The 17190-nt window shown below is 74.1% G+C and carries 15 protein-coding genes; 10 read left to right on the top strand and 5 right to left on the bottom strand.

What is annotated here, in order from left to right; genetic code table 11:
* The first annotated feature begins 35 nt into the window (after nt 1-35).
* From AB0K03_RS18065 to AB0K03_RS18050, 4 genes are all read left to right on the top strand, one after another.
* Entirely contained in the window at nt 36-620 is a 585-nt protein-coding gene (locus tag AB0K03_RS18065; protein ID WP_364685888.1) for a class I SAM-dependent methyltransferase, read from the top strand.
* Between the two features lie 9 nt (nt 621-629).
* Nucleotides 630-2225, top strand: coding sequence for a SpoIIE family protein phosphatase (locus AB0K03_RS18060; protein ID WP_364685885.1), 1596 nt, complete (start codon nt 630-632; stop codon nt 2223-2225).
* Between the two features lie 11 nt (nt 2226-2236).
* Nucleotides 2237-3085, top strand: coding sequence for an EamA family transporter (locus AB0K03_RS18055; protein ID WP_364685882.1), 849 nt, complete (start codon nt 2237-2239; stop codon nt 3083-3085).
* Nucleotides 3086-3324: 239 nt separating this feature from the next.
* The gene (locus AB0K03_RS18050) at nt 3325-3939 is read left to right on the top strand and encodes a DUF3152 domain-containing protein (RefSeq protein ID WP_364685879.1); all 615 of its coding nucleotides are present in this window, start codon (nt 3325-3327) and stop codon (nt 3937-3939) included.
* Between the two features lie 4 nt (nt 3940-3943).
* Here AB0K03_RS18050 and AB0K03_RS18045 read toward each other — a convergent pair whose 3' ends face one another.
* Nucleotides 3944-4576 carry a response regulator transcription factor gene (locus AB0K03_RS18045; protein ID WP_364685876.1) on the bottom strand — a complete coding sequence of 211 codons (633 nt, stop codon included), beginning with the start codon at nt 4574-4576 and terminating at the stop codon, nt 3944-3946.
* Nucleotides 4569-5693 carry a GAF domain-containing sensor histidine kinase gene (locus AB0K03_RS18040; RefSeq protein ID WP_364685873.1) on the bottom strand — a complete coding sequence of 375 codons (1125 nt, stop codon included), beginning with the start codon at nt 5691-5693 and terminating at the stop codon, nt 4569-4571. The genes AB0K03_RS18045 and AB0K03_RS18040 overlap by 8 nt, the downstream gene beginning before the upstream one ends.
* A gap of 141 nt (nt 5694-5834) precedes the next feature.
* Here AB0K03_RS18040 and AB0K03_RS18035 point away from each other — a divergent pair, with 141 nt between their 5' ends.
* Nucleotides 5835-6539, top strand: a complete 705-nt coding sequence (locus AB0K03_RS18035) for an SDR family NAD(P)-dependent oxidoreductase (protein WP_364685870.1) — start codon at nt 5835-5837, stop codon at nt 6537-6539.
* On the top strand, nt 6536-7531 hold the full coding sequence (locus AB0K03_RS18030; protein WP_364685867.1) for an S-adenosylmethionine:tRNA ribosyltransferase-isomerase: 996 nt from the start codon (nt 6536-6538) through the stop codon (nt 7529-7531). The genes AB0K03_RS18035 and AB0K03_RS18030 overlap by 4 nt, the downstream gene beginning before the upstream one ends.
* Here AB0K03_RS18030 and AB0K03_RS18025 read toward each other — a convergent pair.
* The 3 genes from AB0K03_RS18025 to asnB all read right to left on the bottom strand — a co-directional run bounded on the left by AB0K03_RS18025 (nt 7512) and on the right by asnB (nt 11135).
* Nucleotides 7512-8336: a DUF6745 domain-containing protein gene (locus AB0K03_RS18025; RefSeq protein ID WP_364685864.1), complete on the bottom strand. Its 825-nt coding sequence runs from the start codon at nt 8334-8336 to the stop codon at nt 7512-7514. The two genes, AB0K03_RS18030 and AB0K03_RS18025, sit on opposite strands and share 20 nt — an antisense overlap.
* Before the next feature lie 83 nt (nt 8337-8419).
* Nucleotides 8420-9166 (bottom strand): DUF3152 domain-containing protein, encoded by a 747-nt coding sequence (locus AB0K03_RS18020; protein WP_364685861.1) that lies wholly within the window; start codon nt 9164-9166, stop codon nt 8420-8422.
* A gap of 40 nt (nt 9167-9206) precedes the next feature.
* Nucleotides 9207-11135 carry an asparagine synthase (glutamine-hydrolyzing) gene (gene asnB / locus AB0K03_RS18015; protein WP_364685858.1) on the bottom strand — a complete coding sequence of 643 codons (1929 nt, stop codon included), beginning with the start codon at nt 11133-11135 and terminating at the stop codon, nt 9207-9209.
* Nucleotides 11136-11310: 175 nt separating this feature from the next.
* Here asnB and AB0K03_RS18010 point away from each other — a divergent pair, with 175 nt between their 5' ends.
* From AB0K03_RS18010 to AB0K03_RS17995, 4 genes are all read left to right on the top strand, one after another.
* Nucleotides 11311-11994, top strand: a complete 684-nt coding sequence (locus tag AB0K03_RS18010) for a response regulator transcription factor (protein WP_364685855.1) — start codon at nt 11311-11313, stop codon at nt 11992-11994.
* Nucleotides 11991-13730, top strand: a complete 1740-nt coding sequence (locus AB0K03_RS18005) for an ATP-binding protein (RefSeq protein ID WP_364685852.1) — start codon at nt 11991-11993, stop codon at nt 13728-13730. The genes AB0K03_RS18010 and AB0K03_RS18005 overlap by 4 nt, the downstream gene beginning before the upstream one ends.
* Before the next feature lie 16 nt (nt 13731-13746).
* Nucleotides 13747-14391: a nucleotidyl transferase AbiEii/AbiGii toxin family protein gene (locus tag AB0K03_RS18000; RefSeq protein ID WP_364685849.1), complete on the top strand. Its 645-nt coding sequence runs from the start codon at nt 13747-13749 to the stop codon at nt 14389-14391.
* A gap of 300 nt (nt 14392-14691) precedes the next feature.
* Nucleotides 14692-17178, top strand: coding sequence for a DUF3516 domain-containing protein (locus AB0K03_RS17995; protein WP_364685846.1), 2487 nt, complete (start codon nt 14692-14694; stop codon nt 17176-17178).
* The last annotated feature ends 12 nt before the right edge of the window (nt 17179-17190 follow it).

Here is a 17190-nt window from a genome sequence, read left to right as displayed (position 1 = left end):
TTGCCGGTGGGCCGGCGGCCGTCCACGCTCGGCGCATGAGCGATGCGACGACGTGGGATCAGCGGTACGCCGGCACCGACCGGCTGTTCAGCGGCAACCCCAACACCGCCCTGGTGCGCGAGGTGGCCGGTCTGACCCCCGGCACCGCCCTGGACGTGGGGTGCGGCGAGGGCGGGGACGCCGTCTGGCTGGCGCGGCAGGGCTGGACGGTCACCGCCGTGGACGTCTCCGGGGTGGCGCTGCGCCGGGCCGCCGGGTACGCCGCCGAGGCCGGGGTGAGCGTCGACTTCCAGCGGCACGACCTGACCGCGTCCTTCCCCGTGGGCACCTTCGACCTGGTGTCCTCGCAGTTCCTGTACTCGTACGGCGACTTCCCGCGGGAGCGGATCCTGCGCCGGGCCGCGGACGCCGTCGCGCCGGGCGGGATCCTGCTCATCGAGAGCCACCAGGACCACGGCCCCGGTGAGCACCCGCCGATCCGTTTCCCCTCGCCGGCGGAGCTGCTGGCCGGGCTGGAGCCGGCGCCGGGGGAGTGGGAGGTGCTGCGGTGCGCCGAGCACCCGAGGGCGGGGGAGGACCGTACGGACAGCACCGTGAAGCTGCGGCGGGTGGCCCGCTAGATTCAGCAGGTGACCGATCTCTTCGCCGCCGCCGGGACGCTGCGGGAGGCGTACGAGCGCGTCGACTGGGCCGCGACGCCGCTGGGACCGGTGCACGGCTGGAGCCCGGCGCTGCGGTCCGCGCTGGATCTGGCGTTGCGCAGCCGGGCGCCCGTGACGCTGCTCTGGGGACCGCAGTTCGTGCTCGTCTACAACGAGGCGTACGTGGACATGATCGGCGACAAGCACCCGGCCGCGCTGGGCGCGCCGAGCGCCGAGGTGTTCGCCGAGATCTGGCACGAGATCGGCCCGATGCTGCGCTCGGTGGCGGACGGCGCCGGCGCCACCTGGGTCGAGGACATGCGGCTGCTGATGGGCCGCCGCGGTTTCCTCGAGGAGACCTACTTCACGTTCTCCTACTCGGCGGTGCACGGCCGTCACGGCGAGGTCGAGGGCGTGATCGACATCGCCACGGAGACCACCGCGTTCGTGCTGGGCCGCCGCCGGCTGGAGCTGCTGAGCGTGCTCAACGACCGGCTGGCCGACCTGGACGACGTGCCGGGCCTGCTGGACCGGGCGCTGCCGGTGCTCCGCGCCGCGCCGCAGGATCTGTCCAGCGTGGAGGTCCTGCTGCCGGGCGAGGCCGGGACCGCGCCGGCGATGCCGGACGGCGACGTGGTGATCGAGGACCATCCCGGCGGCCGGCGCGCGTGGGTCCGGCTGGCCGGGGTACCGCCGCTGCGGGGCAACGCGATGCTGGTCGCCGGACTGAGCCCGCACCTGGCCGTGGACGAGGCCTATCTGGGCTTCATCCGGTTCATCGGCACCGCGTTGTCGCAGGGCCTCAACCGCATCCGGGCCCGTCAGGCCGAGCGGCACGCGGCGACGCTGCAACGGGAGATGGCCGAGGCGCTGCAGCGCAGCCTGCTCGTGCCGCCGGTGCAGCCCGACCATCTGCGGGTGGCGGTGCGCTACCAGCCGGCCGCCGAGGGCGCCCAGATCGGCGGCGACTGGTACGACTCCTTCGTGCTGCCCGACGGACGGCTGACCATCGTCGTGGGCGACGTCACCGGGCACGACCGGTACGCGGCCGCGGCCATGAGCCAGGTCCGCAACCTGCTGCGCGGGATCTCGTACGCGAAGGGCGGCAGCCCGGCCGGGCTGCTGACGGCCCTGGACGACGCCATGGCGGGGTTCCGGGTGGGCATGCTCGCGACCTGCGTGCTGGCCGCCGTGGAGCAGGACGAAGAGCAGGCGGCCCGGGGCGTCCGCACGCTGCGCTGGTCGAACGCGGGCCATCCGCCGCCGGTCCTGCTGCTGCCGGACGGCTCGGCACGCCTGCTGCAGACCCGCGGGGAGGTGCTGCTGGGCACCCACCTGCGGCCGGCTCGCACGGAGCACACTGTGGAGCTGCCGCCCGGCGCGATGGTGGTCTTCTACACCGACGGCCTCATCGAGCGGCGCGGCGCCGGCCTGGACGAGGGCATCGCGCAGCTGGTACGGGTGCTGCACGAGCGGGCGCACCCGGGGCCGGAGGAGGTCTGCGACCACCTTCTCGACCACTTCCTCGGCGCGACGGAGGACGACGTGGTGCTGACCGTGCTGCACGCGCGCCCGCAGGAATGAGGACGACGCCGGTGCGCGGCGAGGCCCGTACCGGCGCGGCGATGGCCGTGGCGTCGATGCTGCTCGTGCAGCTGGGCCTGGCCGTCTCCGTCGGCTTCATCGACCGGCTCGGCGCGGAGGGCACGGCGTGGCTGCGGCTGGCCTGGGCCGGGCTGATCCTGCTCGGGCTGGTCCGGCCGCGGGTGTGGCGTTTCGACCGGCCCGCGCTGCTGGCCTGCGCAGCCCTCGGCGTGGCCACCGCGGGTGTCACGCTGCTGTTCATGGCCGCCATCGCCCGGCTGCCCCTGGGTACGGCCAGCGCCCTGGAGTTCCTCGGCCCGCTGGGCGTGGCGGTGGTCCGGGGCGGGCGCGGCACCGCGCTGTGGCCCGCGCTGGCGGCGGCCGGGGTGCTGCTGCTGACCCAGCCGTGGCGCGGCGGCGCGGATCCGGCCGGCGTGGCCTTCGCGCTGGCGGCGGCGCTGTGCTGGGCGGCGTACATCGTCCTCACGCAGCGGGTCGGCGACGAGGTGACCGGGCTGCACGGCCTCGGGGTGTCCATGCCGGTCGCCGCCCTGACCGCGACGCTGGTCGCCGGCCCGTCGGTGTTCCCGGTGCTCACCTGGCAGCTTCTGCTCGCCGGGCTCGGGCTGGCCGTCATGCTGCCGGTGGTGCCGTTCGCGCTGGAGTTCCTCGCCCTGCGCCGGCTCACCGCGGCCGCGTTCGGCACGCTCATGTGCCTGGAACCGGCGTTCGCGCTGATCATCGGGTTCCTCGTGCTGGGTCAGCGGCCGGGCTGGGTGCCGGTCGCGGGAATCGGCTTCGTGGTCGCCGCCGGGGTGGGCGCCGAGCGCACCGGAGCCCGCCACCGGCTGCCCGGCTAGGACGGGCGGACCCCGGGAAAGGTTGACGGCCGGCGTCGTCAACTTTCCGGGGCGCTCACGGGTCTCCTCCTTCGCACTGCCCACGATCGGCGAAGGAGAAGCCCGTGCCCGTACGCCGCCTCGCGCCCCTGATCGTCCTCGGGGCCGCCCTTCTCGCCGGCTGTGGTTCGCCGACTCCGAGCGGTCCGGCGTTCGTACCGGAAGAATCGTCACCGGTCCCCAGCACGAAGGTGGCGCCCATGCCGATCACGTACCCGGAGGCGGGCGGCGGCGCCTTCACGGCGGCCCCGGCCGAGTCGGGTTTCCGGCCGCGGGGCCGGGTGCTGCGGTACCGGGTGCTGGTGGAGCGCGACATCGCCGGGATCAGCGCGAGCGGGTTCGCCCGGACCGTTGGCCGGACGCTCACCGATCCGCGCGGGTGGTCGGCCGGGGGCGAGCGGTCGTTCCGCCGCGTCGGCGGCCGCGAGCCGAGCGACTTCACGATCTACCTGGTCACCCCGCGGACCCGCGACGAGCTGTGCCAGGACGTCCCCGACGGCTACACCTCCTGCCGCAACGGCGACAAGGTCGTGCTCAACGTGGCCCGCTGGGTCAAGGGCGTGCCCGGCTACGGGGCTCCGCTGTCGGTGTACCGGCAGTACATGGTCAACCACGAGGTCGGGCACCGGCTGGGCCAGGGCCACGAGCGCTGCCCGGGCGACGGGGAGCCGGCGCCGGTGATGCAGCAGCAGACGCTCGGGTTGCACGGGTGCACGCCGAACCCGTGGCCGTACCGCGACGGCGAGCGCTACGCCGGCGCCCCCGGGGTCTACGACGATCCGATGCCGCCGCGCGACCGCGGCAAGCGGCGGTGACGCCTCAGCCGTCCACCAGGCCGGCGCGCACCGCGTAGAGGGCGGCCTGGGTGCGGTCCTGCAGGCCCAGCTTGGTGAGGATCGCGCTGACGTGGGTCTTCACGGTCTTCTCCGCCAGGCCGAGCTGCCGGGCGATCTCCCGGTTGGCGCGCCCGCGCGCGATGGCCGTCAGCACCTCCCGCTCGCGGGGCGTCAGCTGCGGGTCGCCCGGGGTGGAGCGCCCCTCGGCGAGCAGCCGTGCCACGTCCGGGTGCAGCAGCACATGACCGGCGTGCACCGACCGGATCGCCGACGCCAGCGCGGGCGGGTCGATGTCCTTGTAGACGTACCCGGCGGCGCCGGCGTGCACGGCCGGCAGGACCGCGGCCGGCTCGGTGTAGCTCGTGACCACCAGCACCCGTGCCGCGCTGCCCGCCGCACGCAAACCCCGCAGCGCGGCGATGCCGTCGGCGCCGGGCATCCGCAGGTCGAGCAGCACCACGTGCGGGCGCAGCTCGGCGGCCGCCGTCACCGCCTCGGCGCCGTCGGCGGCCTCGCCGACCACGGTCATGTCGTCCTGCAGGTCCAGGAAGGTGCGCAACCCCTGCCGGACGACCGGGTGGTCGTCGACCACCAGCACGCGGATCGGCTCAGGCATCGGCGGGCACCTCCAGCCGTACGGTGGTGCCGGCGCCGGGCGTGGAGCGCACCCGCAACCGGCCACCCGCCGCGCGGGCCCGCTCGCGCATCGACGCGAGGCCGTACTGGCGCGACGGCGTGCCCGGGTCGAAGCCGCGCCCGTCGTCGGTGACCTCCAGGACCACCGACCGGTCCCCGGCCAGCACGGCGACCGTCACCGTGCCCGCCTCGGCGTGGCGCAGCGCGTTGTGCAGCGCCTCCTGGCCGATGCGGTAGACCGCCTCCTCCCGCTCGGGCGTCAGCCGCGGCACCGGCTCCCCGGCGAACCGCACCGCGGGCCGGTGCGCCCGGTCCAGCACCTCCACGTGCTTGCGCAGCGCGGCCCCGACCCCGTCCCCGGCCAGGTCCGCCGGGCGCAGCCCTTCGACGATCGCCCGCAGCTCCTCGGCGGCCTCGGCGGCGAGCCGGCGTACGGTGACCAGCTCCGCGGCGGCCCGACCGGCGTCGCGGGTGACCAGCGCCGCGGCGGCGTCGGCGGTCAGCCGCAGGCTGAACAGCTTCTGCGCGACCGCGTCGTGCAGCTCCCGGGCGATCCGGTTGCGTTCGGCCACGACCGACAGCTCACGGTTGCGCTCGTACAGCCGGGCGTTGGTCAGCGCGATCGCGGCGTGCGCGGCGAGCAGCCGCAGCAGCTCCTCGTCGGCCGCGGTGAACCCGCCCGGGACCTGCTTGTTCGCCAGGAACAGCGTGCCGAGGATCGCGCCGTCCTGCACGATCGGCATGCCCAGGAAGTCGGCGAGCTCCGGGTGCGCCGCGGGCCACCAGCCGAACTTCGGGTGCGAGCGCACGTCGGCGAGGCGGACCGGTTCGGGGTCGAGCAGCATCGCGCCGAGCAGGCCGTGCCGGTGCGGCATCGGGCCGATCGCCTTCCACTGCTCGTCGCTGATCCCGTCGGTGAGGAACTCCGCGAACGTGTCCTCCGGCCCGGGCACGCCGAGGGCCGCGTACCGGGCGTCGAGCAGCCGCCGCGCCGCCGCGACGATCGTCTGCAGCACGTCACGGACCGACAGGCGTGCAGTGACGGCCAGCACCGCCTCGCTCACCTCACGCAGTTCCTCGCGGTCGCAGCCGGACACCCCTGCACCGTACCGGCGGGCGGGCTCAGGCGGATCGGGCCGGGGACGTAGGTCCAAGGTCCGGGGCCGGGCTGCGTCCGCGGCCCGATGGCGGGCGGCCGCGGCCGCCCTAGCGTCGGTGGCGTCGAAGGGAGATCCACGATGGTCGTCGCCATCATCACCGGCGCGTCCCGGGGGCTCGGGTACGCGCTGTCCGCAGGGCTCGCCGCTGCGGCCTGGGATCTGGTCACCGATGCCCGGACCGCCACCGAGCTCACCGCCGCGACCGAACGCCTGAGGTCCGGCGGCGCGCGGGTCGTCGCCGTGCCCGGTGACGTGACCGATGCCGGGCACCGGCGGGAGCTGGTCGCGGCCGCCGAGCGGCTCGGCGGGCCGGACCTGCTGGTCAACAACGCCGGCATCCTCGGGCCGAGCCCGCAGCCGCCGCTCGCCGGCTACCCGCTGGACGCGCTGCGCGAGGTGTACGAGGTGAACACCGTCGCACCGCTCGCGCTGATCCAGCTGACGTTGCCGGCCCTGCGCGCCCGCCGCGGCGCGATCGTCACGGTCACCTCCGACGCGGCGGCGGAGCCGTACCCGGGCTGGGGCGGGTACGGCTCCGCGAAGGCCGCCGCCGAGCAGGTGGGCCGCGTGCTGGCCGAGGAGGAGCCGGACGTGCGGGTGTGGTCGGTGGATCCGGGTGACCTGCGCACCCGCATGCACCAGGAGGCGTTCCCGGGCGAGGACATCGGCGACCGGCCGCCGCCGGAGTCGGTGGTGCCCGCGTTCCTGCGGCTGCTCGCCGAGGCGCCGCCGTCGGGCCGGGTCCGGCTGGCCGACCTGGCCGCCACGGGAGCCGCCCGATGACGGCGTCCCTGCTGGACTTCGACCTGCCGGCCCGCCTGGAGGCGCACCAGCCGCCGGAGCCCCGCGACAACGTCCGCCTGCTGAGCGGGCGGCGCGGCACCGGCGAGATCGGCCACCACCGGTTCACCGACCTGCCGGCGCTGCTGCGCCCCGGCGACGTCCTGGTGGTGAACACCTCCGGGACGCTGCCCGCGGCCGTGCCGGTGGCCGGGAGCCCGCTGACCGTGCACTTCTCCACGGCCACCGCGGCCGGCACCTGGCTGATCGAGCTGCGCGAGCCGGCCGGACCGTACGGGGGCGGCGCCCCCGGCGAGCGCTATCCGCTGGCCGGCGGCGGGGCGGTCACGCTGCGGGAGGCGTACTCCCGGGGCCGGCTGTGGGTCGCCGACGTCGACACGGCCGCGGCCGCCTCGGTCCCCGACTACCTGTCCGCCCACGGCGCGCCGATCCGCTACCGGTACGTGCCCCAGCGGTGGCCGCTGAGCGCGTACCAGACGGTGTTCGGGGTGCACCCGGGCAGCGCCGAGATGCCCAGCGCCGGCCGGCCGTTCACGCACGAGCTCGTGACCCGGCTGGTGACCGCGGGCGTGCTGCTCGTACCCGTGCTCCTGCACACCGGGGTGGCCTCGCCGGAGGCACACGAACGGCCGTACCCGGAGCGGTTCGCGGTACCGGCGACCACCCTGCGCACGATCGCCCGGGCCCGGGCCGACGGCGGCCGCGTCATCGCGGTGGGCACCACCGCGGTCCGCGCCCTGGAGACGGCCTGGAACGGCCCGCACAGTGGCTGGACCGACCTGGTCGTCACGCCGGAGCGCGGGGTGCGCGCGGTGGATGGGCTGCTCACCGGCTTCCACGAGCCGCGCGCCTCCCACCTCGACATGCTCGCCGCGATCGCCGGGACGCCGCTGCTCCAGCGCTGCTACGAGGCGGCGCTGGAGGGCGGCTACCGGTGGCACGAGTTCGGCGACGTCAACCTGCTCCTGCCCTGAGGCCGTCGCGGTAGACGACCTCGGGGGTGGACGGGACCGGCAGGGTGTGCTCCGGCAGGGACACCGGGCCGATGCGGGCCGGGCGTTCCACCACGACGCAGACCGTTTCGCCGGGCCACCACCAGCCCGTGCTGCGGGCCAGGCCGGCCCAGTCGTCGAGGCGGGCCGCGTCGAAGCTGGCGTACGTGGCGAGGCCGAGGCGGCGCAGGACGTCGTAGTGGGCGATCCAGGGCGCGTCCTGCTGGCCGTACCAGCAGATCGGCAGGCGCGCCGGCGGGCCGAGGGCGGCGCGGACCGGCAGGGTCACGCTGTGCGTCAGGGCTGTGCGCAGCGCCTCGCGTACGCCCTGCCGCAGCACCGCCCGCAACGGGACGCCCGCCTCGAGCGCCTCCACGGGCGGCAGGTCGGGCCAGGGTTTGCCCTCCCTGCGCACGTACCTGCCCGTTGCGAGGTCGGGGTGGACGGCGGCCTCGTCCAACCGGGCCATGAGCCGCGACCACCCGGCGGCGATGTCCATCGCCAGCGGGGGCCGTCCGGCGGGATGCCGCAGCAGTCGCTGCAGATCCTCGTGGCTCGGGATGCCCTCGGCGAGGAGGAGGCCGGCGTGCGGGGAGTCGACCCAGGCGAAGCATGGCCTGCCGCGACCGTGCCGGCGGTAGAGGCGGGTCAGGAGGTGTTCGGCGGCGTCGCGGTCGGCGGGGGCGGTGGACAGTCCCGTGGCGAGCCATTCGCGGCGGGCCGTGTCGGCCCGGTGCCAGTGATCCAGGAGGGCGGCGGCGACCCTGCGCCGCGCCGGGGCGGTCATCGACCGGGGGCGCGCACGCCCTTTCGCATGTCAGTGATCATGGCGGTCATGATGGCGAACGCCGGCCGCGCGCGCAACCCGGTTCAGCGGCCGCGGTCCGGGGCGGGGACGGGGTCCGCGTAGGCACCTGCCGGGCCGCCGTAGCGCCGGCCCGCCCGGTAAGGCCACGGGTTCGGCGTGCAGCCGTGCAGCCCGAGCGTCTGCTGCTGCATCACCGGCGCCACCTTCCCCCGGCCGGGGCAGCGTTCGTGCCCGTGGCCGAGGCGGTGCCCGACCTCGTGGTTGACCATGTACTGCCGGTACACCGACAGCGGGGCGCCATAGCCGGGGACGCCCTTGACCCATCGGGCGACGTTCAGCACGACCTTGTCGCCGTTGCGGCACGACGTGTACGCGTCCAGCCCGCTGCGGCACAGCTCGTCACGGGTACGCGGCGTCGCGAGGTACACCGTGAAGTCGTACGCCTGCCCCGGCCCGACCCGGCGCAGCCGCAGCGTGCCCCCGGCGGTCCAGCCGCGCGGGTCGCCCAGCGTGGCCGTCACCGTGTCGGCGAACGAGGTGGGCGTGAGGCCCATGATGTCGCGTTCGACCAGCACGCGGTAGCGCAGCAGGTGCCCGCTCCGTCCCGCCGTCCGTGCCGCGGCCGGGGCGGACCACCAGCGCCCGTGGCCACGCGCCGGGTAGGAGATCGCGGGCGCCGGCTTGACGCGTACGGGTGCCGACACCGGTCGCGGCCCGGCCGGAGCCGCGGCCGGAGCGGGCGGGTCGCCGCAGGCCGCGAGGCCGGCCAGGGCCAGCGCGACCACGGCGATCCGGATCCGTCGTCTCACCCCTGACCCTTCGGCCGCGCCGCGCCGCCGCTGAGGCCGCTCATCCGGCGGTGACCACCGGGTACGCCGTCCGCGGCGGCGCCGGGTCGATCGCCTTCTCGACCGTGATCGCGTGCCACAGGCAGAACATCGCCACCGTCCACACCTTGCGCGAGTGGTCGGCCACGCCCGCCCGGTGCTCGGCGAGCAGCCGTTGCGCGTACCCGAGGTCCACCAGGTGCCCGGCCTGCGAGGCGGCGAGGATCGCGTCGACCCAGTCGCCGATCGTGCCCTTGAGCCACAGCCGGGTGGGTGTGGGGAAGCCCAGCTTGCGGCGTTCCCGGACCGATTCGGGGACGATGCCGCGCATGGCCTCGCGCAGGGCGTGCTTGGTGGTACGGGACCCGTGCGGCAGCTTCAGCTCGGTCGGCAGCCCGGCGGCGGCCGCGTACACCGCCTGGTCGAGGAACGGCACGCGCAGCTCCAGCGAGTGGGCCATCGACATCCGGTCGGCCTTGGTGAGGATGTCGCCGGGCAGCCAGGTGTGCAGGTCGACGTACTGCATGGAGGCCACGTCGTCGACGTCGGCGGTCTCCGCGTACAGGTGGGAGGTGACGGCCGTGTGGGGTTCGGCCGTGAACCGCAGCAACTCGGCCTTCTCGGCGGGGGAGAAGATCCGCGCGTTGCCGTAGTAGCGCTCCTCGATCGGCGTGGTGCCGCGCTCGAGGAAGCTGCGCCCGCGCACGCCCTCGGGGATGACGTGCGACAGGCCGCGCAGGCCGCGCTTCATCCCGGCGGGCAGCCGGCCGATGCCGGCCAGCGACATCGGCTCCCGGTAGATCGTGTACCCGCCGAACAGCTCGTCCGAGCCCTCGCCGGACAGCACCACGGTGACGTGCCGCGCCGCGGTCTGCGCCAGGAAGTACAGGGGGATGAGCGACGGGTCGGCGACCGGGTCGTCGAGCAGCTGGACGATGCGCGGCAGCTCCCGGATGACGTCGTCCTCGGTGACCACGGTCGGGGTGAGCCGGACGCCGAGCTGGTCGGCGGTGTCCTGGGCGACCTCGATCTCCGAGTAGCCCTCGTGGGCGAAACCGGCCGTGAACGCGTGCAGGTCCGGCCGCTGCTCGCGGGCCAGCGCCACGATCGCCGAGGAGTCGACACCGCTGGACAGGAACGCGCCGACCGGCACCTCGGCGTGCAGATGGCGGCGGACGCTGTCGCGCAGCGCGTCGCGGATCGCGTGGTACGCCGCGTCCGGCCGCACGTTCAGGGGCCGCAGCGAGGGCCGGAAGTAGCGCTCCTGGCGCAGCCCGCCGCCGGGTGTCCAGGTGAGCCGGTGCCCGGGCGGGAGCCGCCGCACGTGCCGGTGCAGGGTCAGCGGGTCCGGCACGTACTGCAGCGTCATGTAGTGCGCGAGGGCGTCGGTGTCCAGCGCCGCCGCGGAGTCGCCGCTGAACGGCAGCAGCGCCTTGCGCTCGCTCGCCAGGAACAGCCCGTCCGAGGTCTCCAGCAGGTACAGCGGCTTGACGCCGAACGGGTCGCGGGCGGCGTGCAGCGTGCCGGTCCAGTGGTCGTACGCCACGAACGCGAACATCCCGCGGAGCCGGGGCAGGGCCGAGACGCCCCAGTAGTGGAACGCGGCAGCCAGTACCTCCGTGTCTCCGTGGGTGGCGAACGTGGCTCCGTGCTCGCGGACCAGGTCGGCGCGCAGCTCGCGGTAGTTGTAGATCTCGCCGTTGAACACCACGGTCCAGCGTCCGGCCTGCCCCCCGTCGACGGGGTAGTGCGCGGGCTGGGCGCTCTCGGCGCGGTCGATGATCGCGAGGCGTTTGAAGCCGAAGGCGAGGCCGTCGCGGTACTCGACCCGGGTGTCGTCCGGGCCGCGGTGATGCATCGTCTCCAGCGCGTCGGCGAACGCGGCGGCCGACTCGGGGTCGGGCACGCCGGCGTTCGGACGGCTGCTCACGAAGACGCTGAGACCACACATCGGGGCGCTCCTGTCGTTGCGGCGGGTTCGCGTGGGGCGAACCGTAGGAGCGCGGTTGTGCAGAACTTGTGAGGAACCTTCGTGGATCCGTACGGGCACCGGAACCGGTTCGGATCTTCACAGGAACCGCACATTCCTTGGCCGCGTTTGCGCTGCTGGGCCAGAATCTCCAGGCGTGACCGCACGTATTCTCGTGGCCGACGACGACCCCAAGCACGCCCAGCTCATCCGGCTGTACCTCGAGCGCGAGGGCCACCAGGTGCTGACGGTGGGTGACGGCCGGGCGGCGCTGGAGCTGGCCCGGTCACGGCGGCCGGACCTGGTCGTGCTGGACGTGATGATGCCGCTGGTCGACGGGCTGGACGTGTGCCGGATCCTGCGCGCCGAGTCGAACGTCGCGATCCTGCTGGTCACCGCGCGGTCCTCGGAGAACGACATGCTGCTGGGCCTGGACATCGGCGCGGACGACTACCTCGCCAAGCCGGTGAGCCCGCGCGAGCTGACCGCCCGGGTGCGTGCGCTGCTGCGGCGTACGGGCGCGGCCGACGGTCCGGCGTCGGTCCTGCACGTCGGCGACCTGGAGGTCGACCCGGGCCGCTTCGAGGTGCGCGTGGGTGGCACGCCGGTGAACCTGACCGCCAAGGAGTTCGGCATCGTCGAGCTGCTGGCCCGCGAGCCGGGCCGGGTGTTCACCCGCGGCCAGATCATCGACAAGACCTTCGGCTTCGAGCACGACGTGTCCGAGCGCACGGTCGACGCGCACGTGGTGAACCTGCGCCGCAAGATCGAGGCCAACCCGGCCGAGCCCCGGTACGTGCAGACCGTCTACGGCCGCGGCTACCGGATGGCCGAGCGGTGAGCTTCCGCAGCTTCCGGCTGCGCGTGTTCCTGCTCGTGATGGTCGTGGCGGTGAGCGCGATCGGCGCCACCGCCTGGCTGACGCTCAGCCTCACCTCCCGCGAGGTCGAACGCTCGCAGCGGGCCGCGGTCGAGCACCGGACGGCGATCGTCGACGCGGTGCAGCGCTTCGGCCTGCTGCGCGGGCGCTGGCCGGGCCTCGACCGGCTGGTCGCCGGCCTGTCCCGCGACACCGGGCTGCACATCCAGCTGCGCACCGAGGACGGCGTGGTCCTGGTCGACTCGGACAACCTCGACGGGCGGACCTCCGGGCCGGTGCAGGGCACCGCGCTGGGCGTCGACCCGCGGCCGCCGCTGGCCCCGGCGATCACCCGGACCTTCGAGGACTCCACCGGGCCGGTCCCGGCGGCGCCCGGCGGCTTGCTGAAGAACCTCTTCACGCTGAGCCTGCCACCCGATCTGTTCGGCCCGGAGCCGGTCGACCAGCACTTCGGCTCGCCGCCGATGCTGATGCTGCGGCAGGCGGCGCAGTACCGGGCGGCGCTCATCGCGGTCCGCTGCATCGACGGCGACGCGGCGGCGCTGAGGTCGGACGTCGTGCCGTACCTGACCTCCGCGCAGCGCGCCGCCCGCCCGGACTGCGTCCGGGACGCGACCCGCAAGGTCCTGGGCGACGATGCCTGGCTGCAGGGGATCAGAAAGGCCTACCTGAGCTGTTTCCAAAAAGGGCTGAACAGCGCGGACTGCGTCCGTACCGCCTTCACGTACGGCGTCAGCGACCCGTCGGCCGTGCCGCTGCAGCTGTATCTCGGCGCACGCCCCGACACCGGCGTCGGAGACTTCCGGCGCCCGGCCCTCCTGGGCGCCGCCGGCCTGATCGTCGTGGCGCTGGCCGGCACGGCGCTCATCGCCCGCCGGGTCAGCCTGCCGGTGCGCCGGCTCACCGAGGCCTCCCGGCTGCTCGCCGACGGCCGGCTCGACGTGCGCGTGCCCGCGTACGGCAGCAGTGAGCTGGCCCGGCTCTCCGAGTCGTTCAACGCCATGGCCGAGGCCGTGCAGCGCAGCGAGGAGCGGCAGCGCCGGCTGATCGCCGACGTCGCTCACGAGATGCGGACGCCGCTGTCGAACCTGCGCGGCTACCTGGAGGGTCTGTCCGACGGGGTGGTCGAGCCGAGCCGGGAGCTGTTCGCGTCCCTGCACGAGGAGACCTTGCTGCAGCGCCGCATCCTCGACGACCTGCAGGTCCTTGCGCTGGCCGAGGCCGGCGACCTGGACTACACGATGGGCCCGCTCGACCTCGCGGAGGCGGTCGCGGGCGGCGCGACGGCGCACCGGGCGGTGGCGGCCGAGGCCGGGGTGGCGATGACCGTGGACGCGCCCGCGCCGGTGTGGATCGAGGGTGACCCGGACCGGCTGCGCCAGGTGCTGGGCAACCTGCTGTCCAACGCGATCCGCTACACCGACGCCGGCGGCCACGTGCTGCTGCGGGTCCGCGAGGAGGCCGGTGAGGCCGTCCTGACCGTGCAGGACACCGGGGTGGGCATCGCCCCGGCCGACCTGTCGCGGGTGTTCGACCGGTTCTGGCGCGCCGACCCGGCCCGGCAGCGGGCCACCGGCGGCACCGGCCTGGGCCTGACCATCGCGCACCGCATCGTCACCGACCACGGCGGGCGCATCGACGTGACCAGCACCCCGGGTGCGGGCACGACGTTCAAGGTGCATTTCTGTCGGAGGTGACCGGTACGGTCTGCCGGTGACTGCGCACATCGACGACTTCTACCGCGACGTCGCCACGATCGCCCTCAAGGTGGGGGAGCGGCACGGGTTCGTGCTCGGCGGCGGTGTGGCCTGGCTGGTCAACGGGCTGGTACGCCGCCCCACCGAGGACATCGACCTGTTCACCGACACCGCCGGAGCCGTGGAGGCCGCCGCCGCCGACGTCACCGGGGCGCTGACCGGCGCCGGCTACCAGGTGTTCCGTGAGGTGGCCGACGAGATGTTCGCCGGCATGGACGAGGACCTGCGCGAATACCACGTCGCCGACGGCCGCCGGGCGCTGCGGCTCACGCTGACCCGCCTCGACCGCCGCCGCGCCCCGGTCGTCATGGACGTCGGCCCGGTCATGCACCTCGACGACCTGGTCGCCTCCAAGGTGGCGGCGCTGGTGAACCGGCGGGAGGTGCGCGACTACATCGACGTGGCGGCCGCGCTGGAGCGCTATCCCCTCGAGCGGGTGCTGGAGCTGGCCCACGCGCTCGACGAGAGCCTCGACGACGACGAGGTGGCCGACGCCGGCCGCTACCTGGACCGCCTCGACGACGCCCGCTTCGCCGTGTACGGCCTCACCGCGGCCGACGTCGCCCGGCTGCGCGAGCGGCTGGCGGGGTGGCCGCGCTGAGGCAACCGTTTCGCAACCGGGCGGGTCCCGGCCCGCAACGCACGGCGCCGAATCTCTTTCTCAGCGAGGCCAGTTCAGCTCCCGGAAGGCTCCCCAGATGCGCCTGAGAATCGGTTCCACCATCGCCGTCGTCGCGGCCGTCATCGGCCTCGCGGGCAGCGTCGCCGGCCCGATCTACGCGGCGTTCGGCGCGTAGGTCACCCGCACAACTCCACAGCAAGGTCCCTTCCGTGGCCGGGCGCGCACAGCGCCCGGCCACGGTGCTGCGCGGCGCGGGCGCGGCCATAGACTGGACGAATCATGAATCTGACCGAACGCCTGCCCGGCACCGCCGAACCCGACGCCGTCTTCGAAGCCTTCCAGACCTGGGTCGCCGAGCAGGGCCTGACGCTCTACCCCCACCAGGAGGAGGCGCTCATCGAGATCGCCACCGGGGCGAACGTCATCCTGAACACCCCGACCGGCTCCGGTAAGAGCCTGGTGGCCACCGGCGCGCACTTCGCCGCCCTCGCCGACAAGCGCACCACCTTCTACACCGCGCCGATCAAGGCGCTGGTGTCCGAGAAGTTCTTCGCCCTCTGCGCGATCTTCGGCGCGCACAACGTCGGCATGCTCACCGGCGACGCCAGCGTCAACGCGGACGCGCCGATCATCTGCTGCACCGCGGAGATCCTCGCCAACCTGGCGCTGCGCGAGGGCGCCGACGCCGACGTCGGCCAGGTCGTCATGGACGAGTTCCACTTCTACGCCGAGCCCGACCGCGGCTGGGCCTGGCAGGTGCCGCTCATCGAGCTGCCCCAGGCGCAGTTCCTGCTGATGTCGGCCACGCTCGGCGACACCTCGCGCTTCGTCGACGACCTGACCCGGCGCACCGGCCGGCCCACCGCCGTGGTCGCCAACGCCGAGCGGCCGGTCCCGCTGATGTTCTCGTACGCGATGACGCCGCTGCACGAGACCATCGAGGAGCTGCTCAGCACCCGCCAGGCGCCGGTGTACATCGTGCACTTCACCCAGGCGGCCGCCCTGGAACGCGCCCAGTCGCTGATGAGCATCAACATGTGCACGCGTGCCGAGAAGGACGCGATCGCCGCCGCGCTGGGCAACTTCCGGTTCACCGCGGGCTTCGGGCGTACGTTGTCGCGGCTGGTCCGGCACGGCATCGGCGTGCACCACGCCGGCATGCTGCCCAAGTACCGCCGCCTGGTGGAGACGCTCGCGCAGGCCGGCCTGCTCAAGGTCATCTGCGGGACGGACACCCTCGGCGTCGGCATCAACGTGCCCATCCGCACGGTGCTGTTCACCGGCCTGAGCAAGTACGACGGCGTGAAGACGCGGCTGCTCAAGGCCCGTGAGTTCCATCAGATCGCGGGCCGCGCGGGCCGGGCCGGTTACGACACCCTCGGCACGGTCATCGTGCAGGCCCCCGAGCACGTCATCGACAACGAGCGCGCGCTCGCCAAGGCCGGGGACGACCCGAAGAAGCGCCGCAAGGTGGTGCGCAAGAAGCCGCCGGAGGGCACGATCGGCTGGGGGCAGCCGACCTTCGACCGGCTCGTCGCGGCCGAGCCGGAGCCGCTGACCTCGTCGTTCCAGGTGTCGCACGCGATGCTGCTCAACGTCATCGCCCGCGGTGGCGACCCGTTCGCGGCGATGCGGCACCTGCTCACCGACAACCACGAGGAGCCCGCGGCGCAGCGCCGGCACATCCGCCGGGCGATCGCCATCGCGCGGGCGCTGCTCGCCGGCGGGGTCATCGAGAAGGTGGACGGCGCGTACCGGCTGGTGGACGACCTGCAGCTCGACTTCGCGCTCAACCAGGCGCTGTCGCCGTTCGCGCTGGCCTGCCTCGAGCTGCTCGACCGCGAGTCGCCGGACTACCCGCTCGACGTCGTGTCGGTCATCGAGGCCACCCTCGAGGATCCGCGGCAGGTGCTCTCGGCGCAGCAGTTCAAGGCCAAGGGCGAGGCGGTCAACGCCATGAAGGCCGAGGGCATCGAGTACGACCAGCGCATGGAGCTGCTGGAGGAGGTCACGTACCCGAAGCCGCTCGCCGAGCTGCTCGACGCGGCGTACGAGACGTACCGGCGCGGGCATCCGTGGGTGGCCGACTACGAGCTCAAGCCCAAGGCCGTCGTGCGCGACATGTACGAGCGCGCGATGACGTTCACCGAGTACGTGTCCTTCTACGGCCTGTCCCGCTCCGAGGGGCTGGTGCTGCGCTACCTCGCGGACGCGTACCGGGCGCTGCGGCAGACGGTGCCGGAGGACGCGCGTACCGAAGAGCTGACCGACCTCATCGAATGGCTCGGTGAGCTGGTCCGCCAGGTCGACTCGAGCCTGCTCGACGAGTGGGAGCGGCTGCGCAACCCGGGTGCGGAGGTCGCCGAGCCGTCGCCGCTGGACGACAAACCGCCGGCGGTCACCCGCAACCTGCGCGCGTTCCGGGTGCTGGTCCGCAACGCGATGTTCCGCCGGGTCGAGCTGTTCGCGCTGCGGCGCGCCGACGAGCTGGGGGAGCTGGACGGCGAGAGCGGCTGGACGACCGAGCGCTGGATGCAAGCCCTGGAGGACTACTACGACGAGTACCCCACAGTCGGCACCGGCCCGTCCGCGCGCGGCCCGGCGTTCCTGCACATCGACGCCGGCCCGGCGGTGTGGAAGGTGCGCCAGGTCTTCGAGGACCCGGAGGGCGATCACGACTGGGGCATCGAGGCCGAGGTCGAACTGGCCGCGAGCGACGAGGCGGGGGCCGCTGCCGTGCGCGTCGTCGCGGTCGGCCCGCATTGATTGTCCCTCAAC

Source organism: Actinoplanes sp. NPDC049316 (assembly GCF_040677315.1).
In the GTDB taxonomy this organism is placed as follows: Bacteria; Actinomycetota; Actinomycetes; order Mycobacteriales; family Micromonosporaceae; genus Actinoplanes.
Note: the sequence above shows the minus strand (reverse complement) of the source record. Positions and strands in the feature narration are given on the sequence as shown.

Bases quoted from the DNA above. Each gene is read 5' to 3' on its own strand.
- AB0K03_RS18030 (WP_364685867.1), top strand. From the start codon at position 6,536: ATGACGGCGTCCCTGCTGGACTTCGACCTGCCGGCCCGCCTGGAGGCG.
- asnB (WP_364685858.1), bottom strand. From the start codon at position 11,135: ATGTGTGGTCTCAGCGTCTTCGTGAGCAGCCGTCCGAACGCCGGCGTG.
- AB0K03_RS17995 (WP_364685846.1), top strand. From the start codon at position 14,692: ATGAATCTGACCGAACGCCTGCCCGGCACCGCCGAACCCGACGCCGTC.
- AB0K03_RS18035 (WP_364685870.1), top strand. From the start codon at position 5,835: ATGGTCGTCGCCATCATCACCGGCGCGTCCCGGGGGCTCGGGTACGCG.
- AB0K03_RS18065 (WP_364685888.1), top strand. From the start codon at position 36: ATGAGCGATGCGACGACGTGGGATCAGCGGTACGCCGGCACCGACCGG.
- AB0K03_RS18025 (WP_364685864.1), bottom strand. From the start codon at position 8,336: ATGACCGCCCCGGCGCGGCGCAGGGTCGCCGCCGCCCTCCTGGATCAC.
- AB0K03_RS18045 (WP_364685876.1), bottom strand. From the start codon at position 4,576: ATGCCTGAGCCGATCCGCGTGCTGGTGGTCGACGACCACCCGGTCGTC.
- AB0K03_RS18050 (WP_364685879.1), top strand. From the start codon at position 3,325: ATGCCGATCACGTACCCGGAGGCGGGCGGCGGCGCCTTCACGGCGGCC.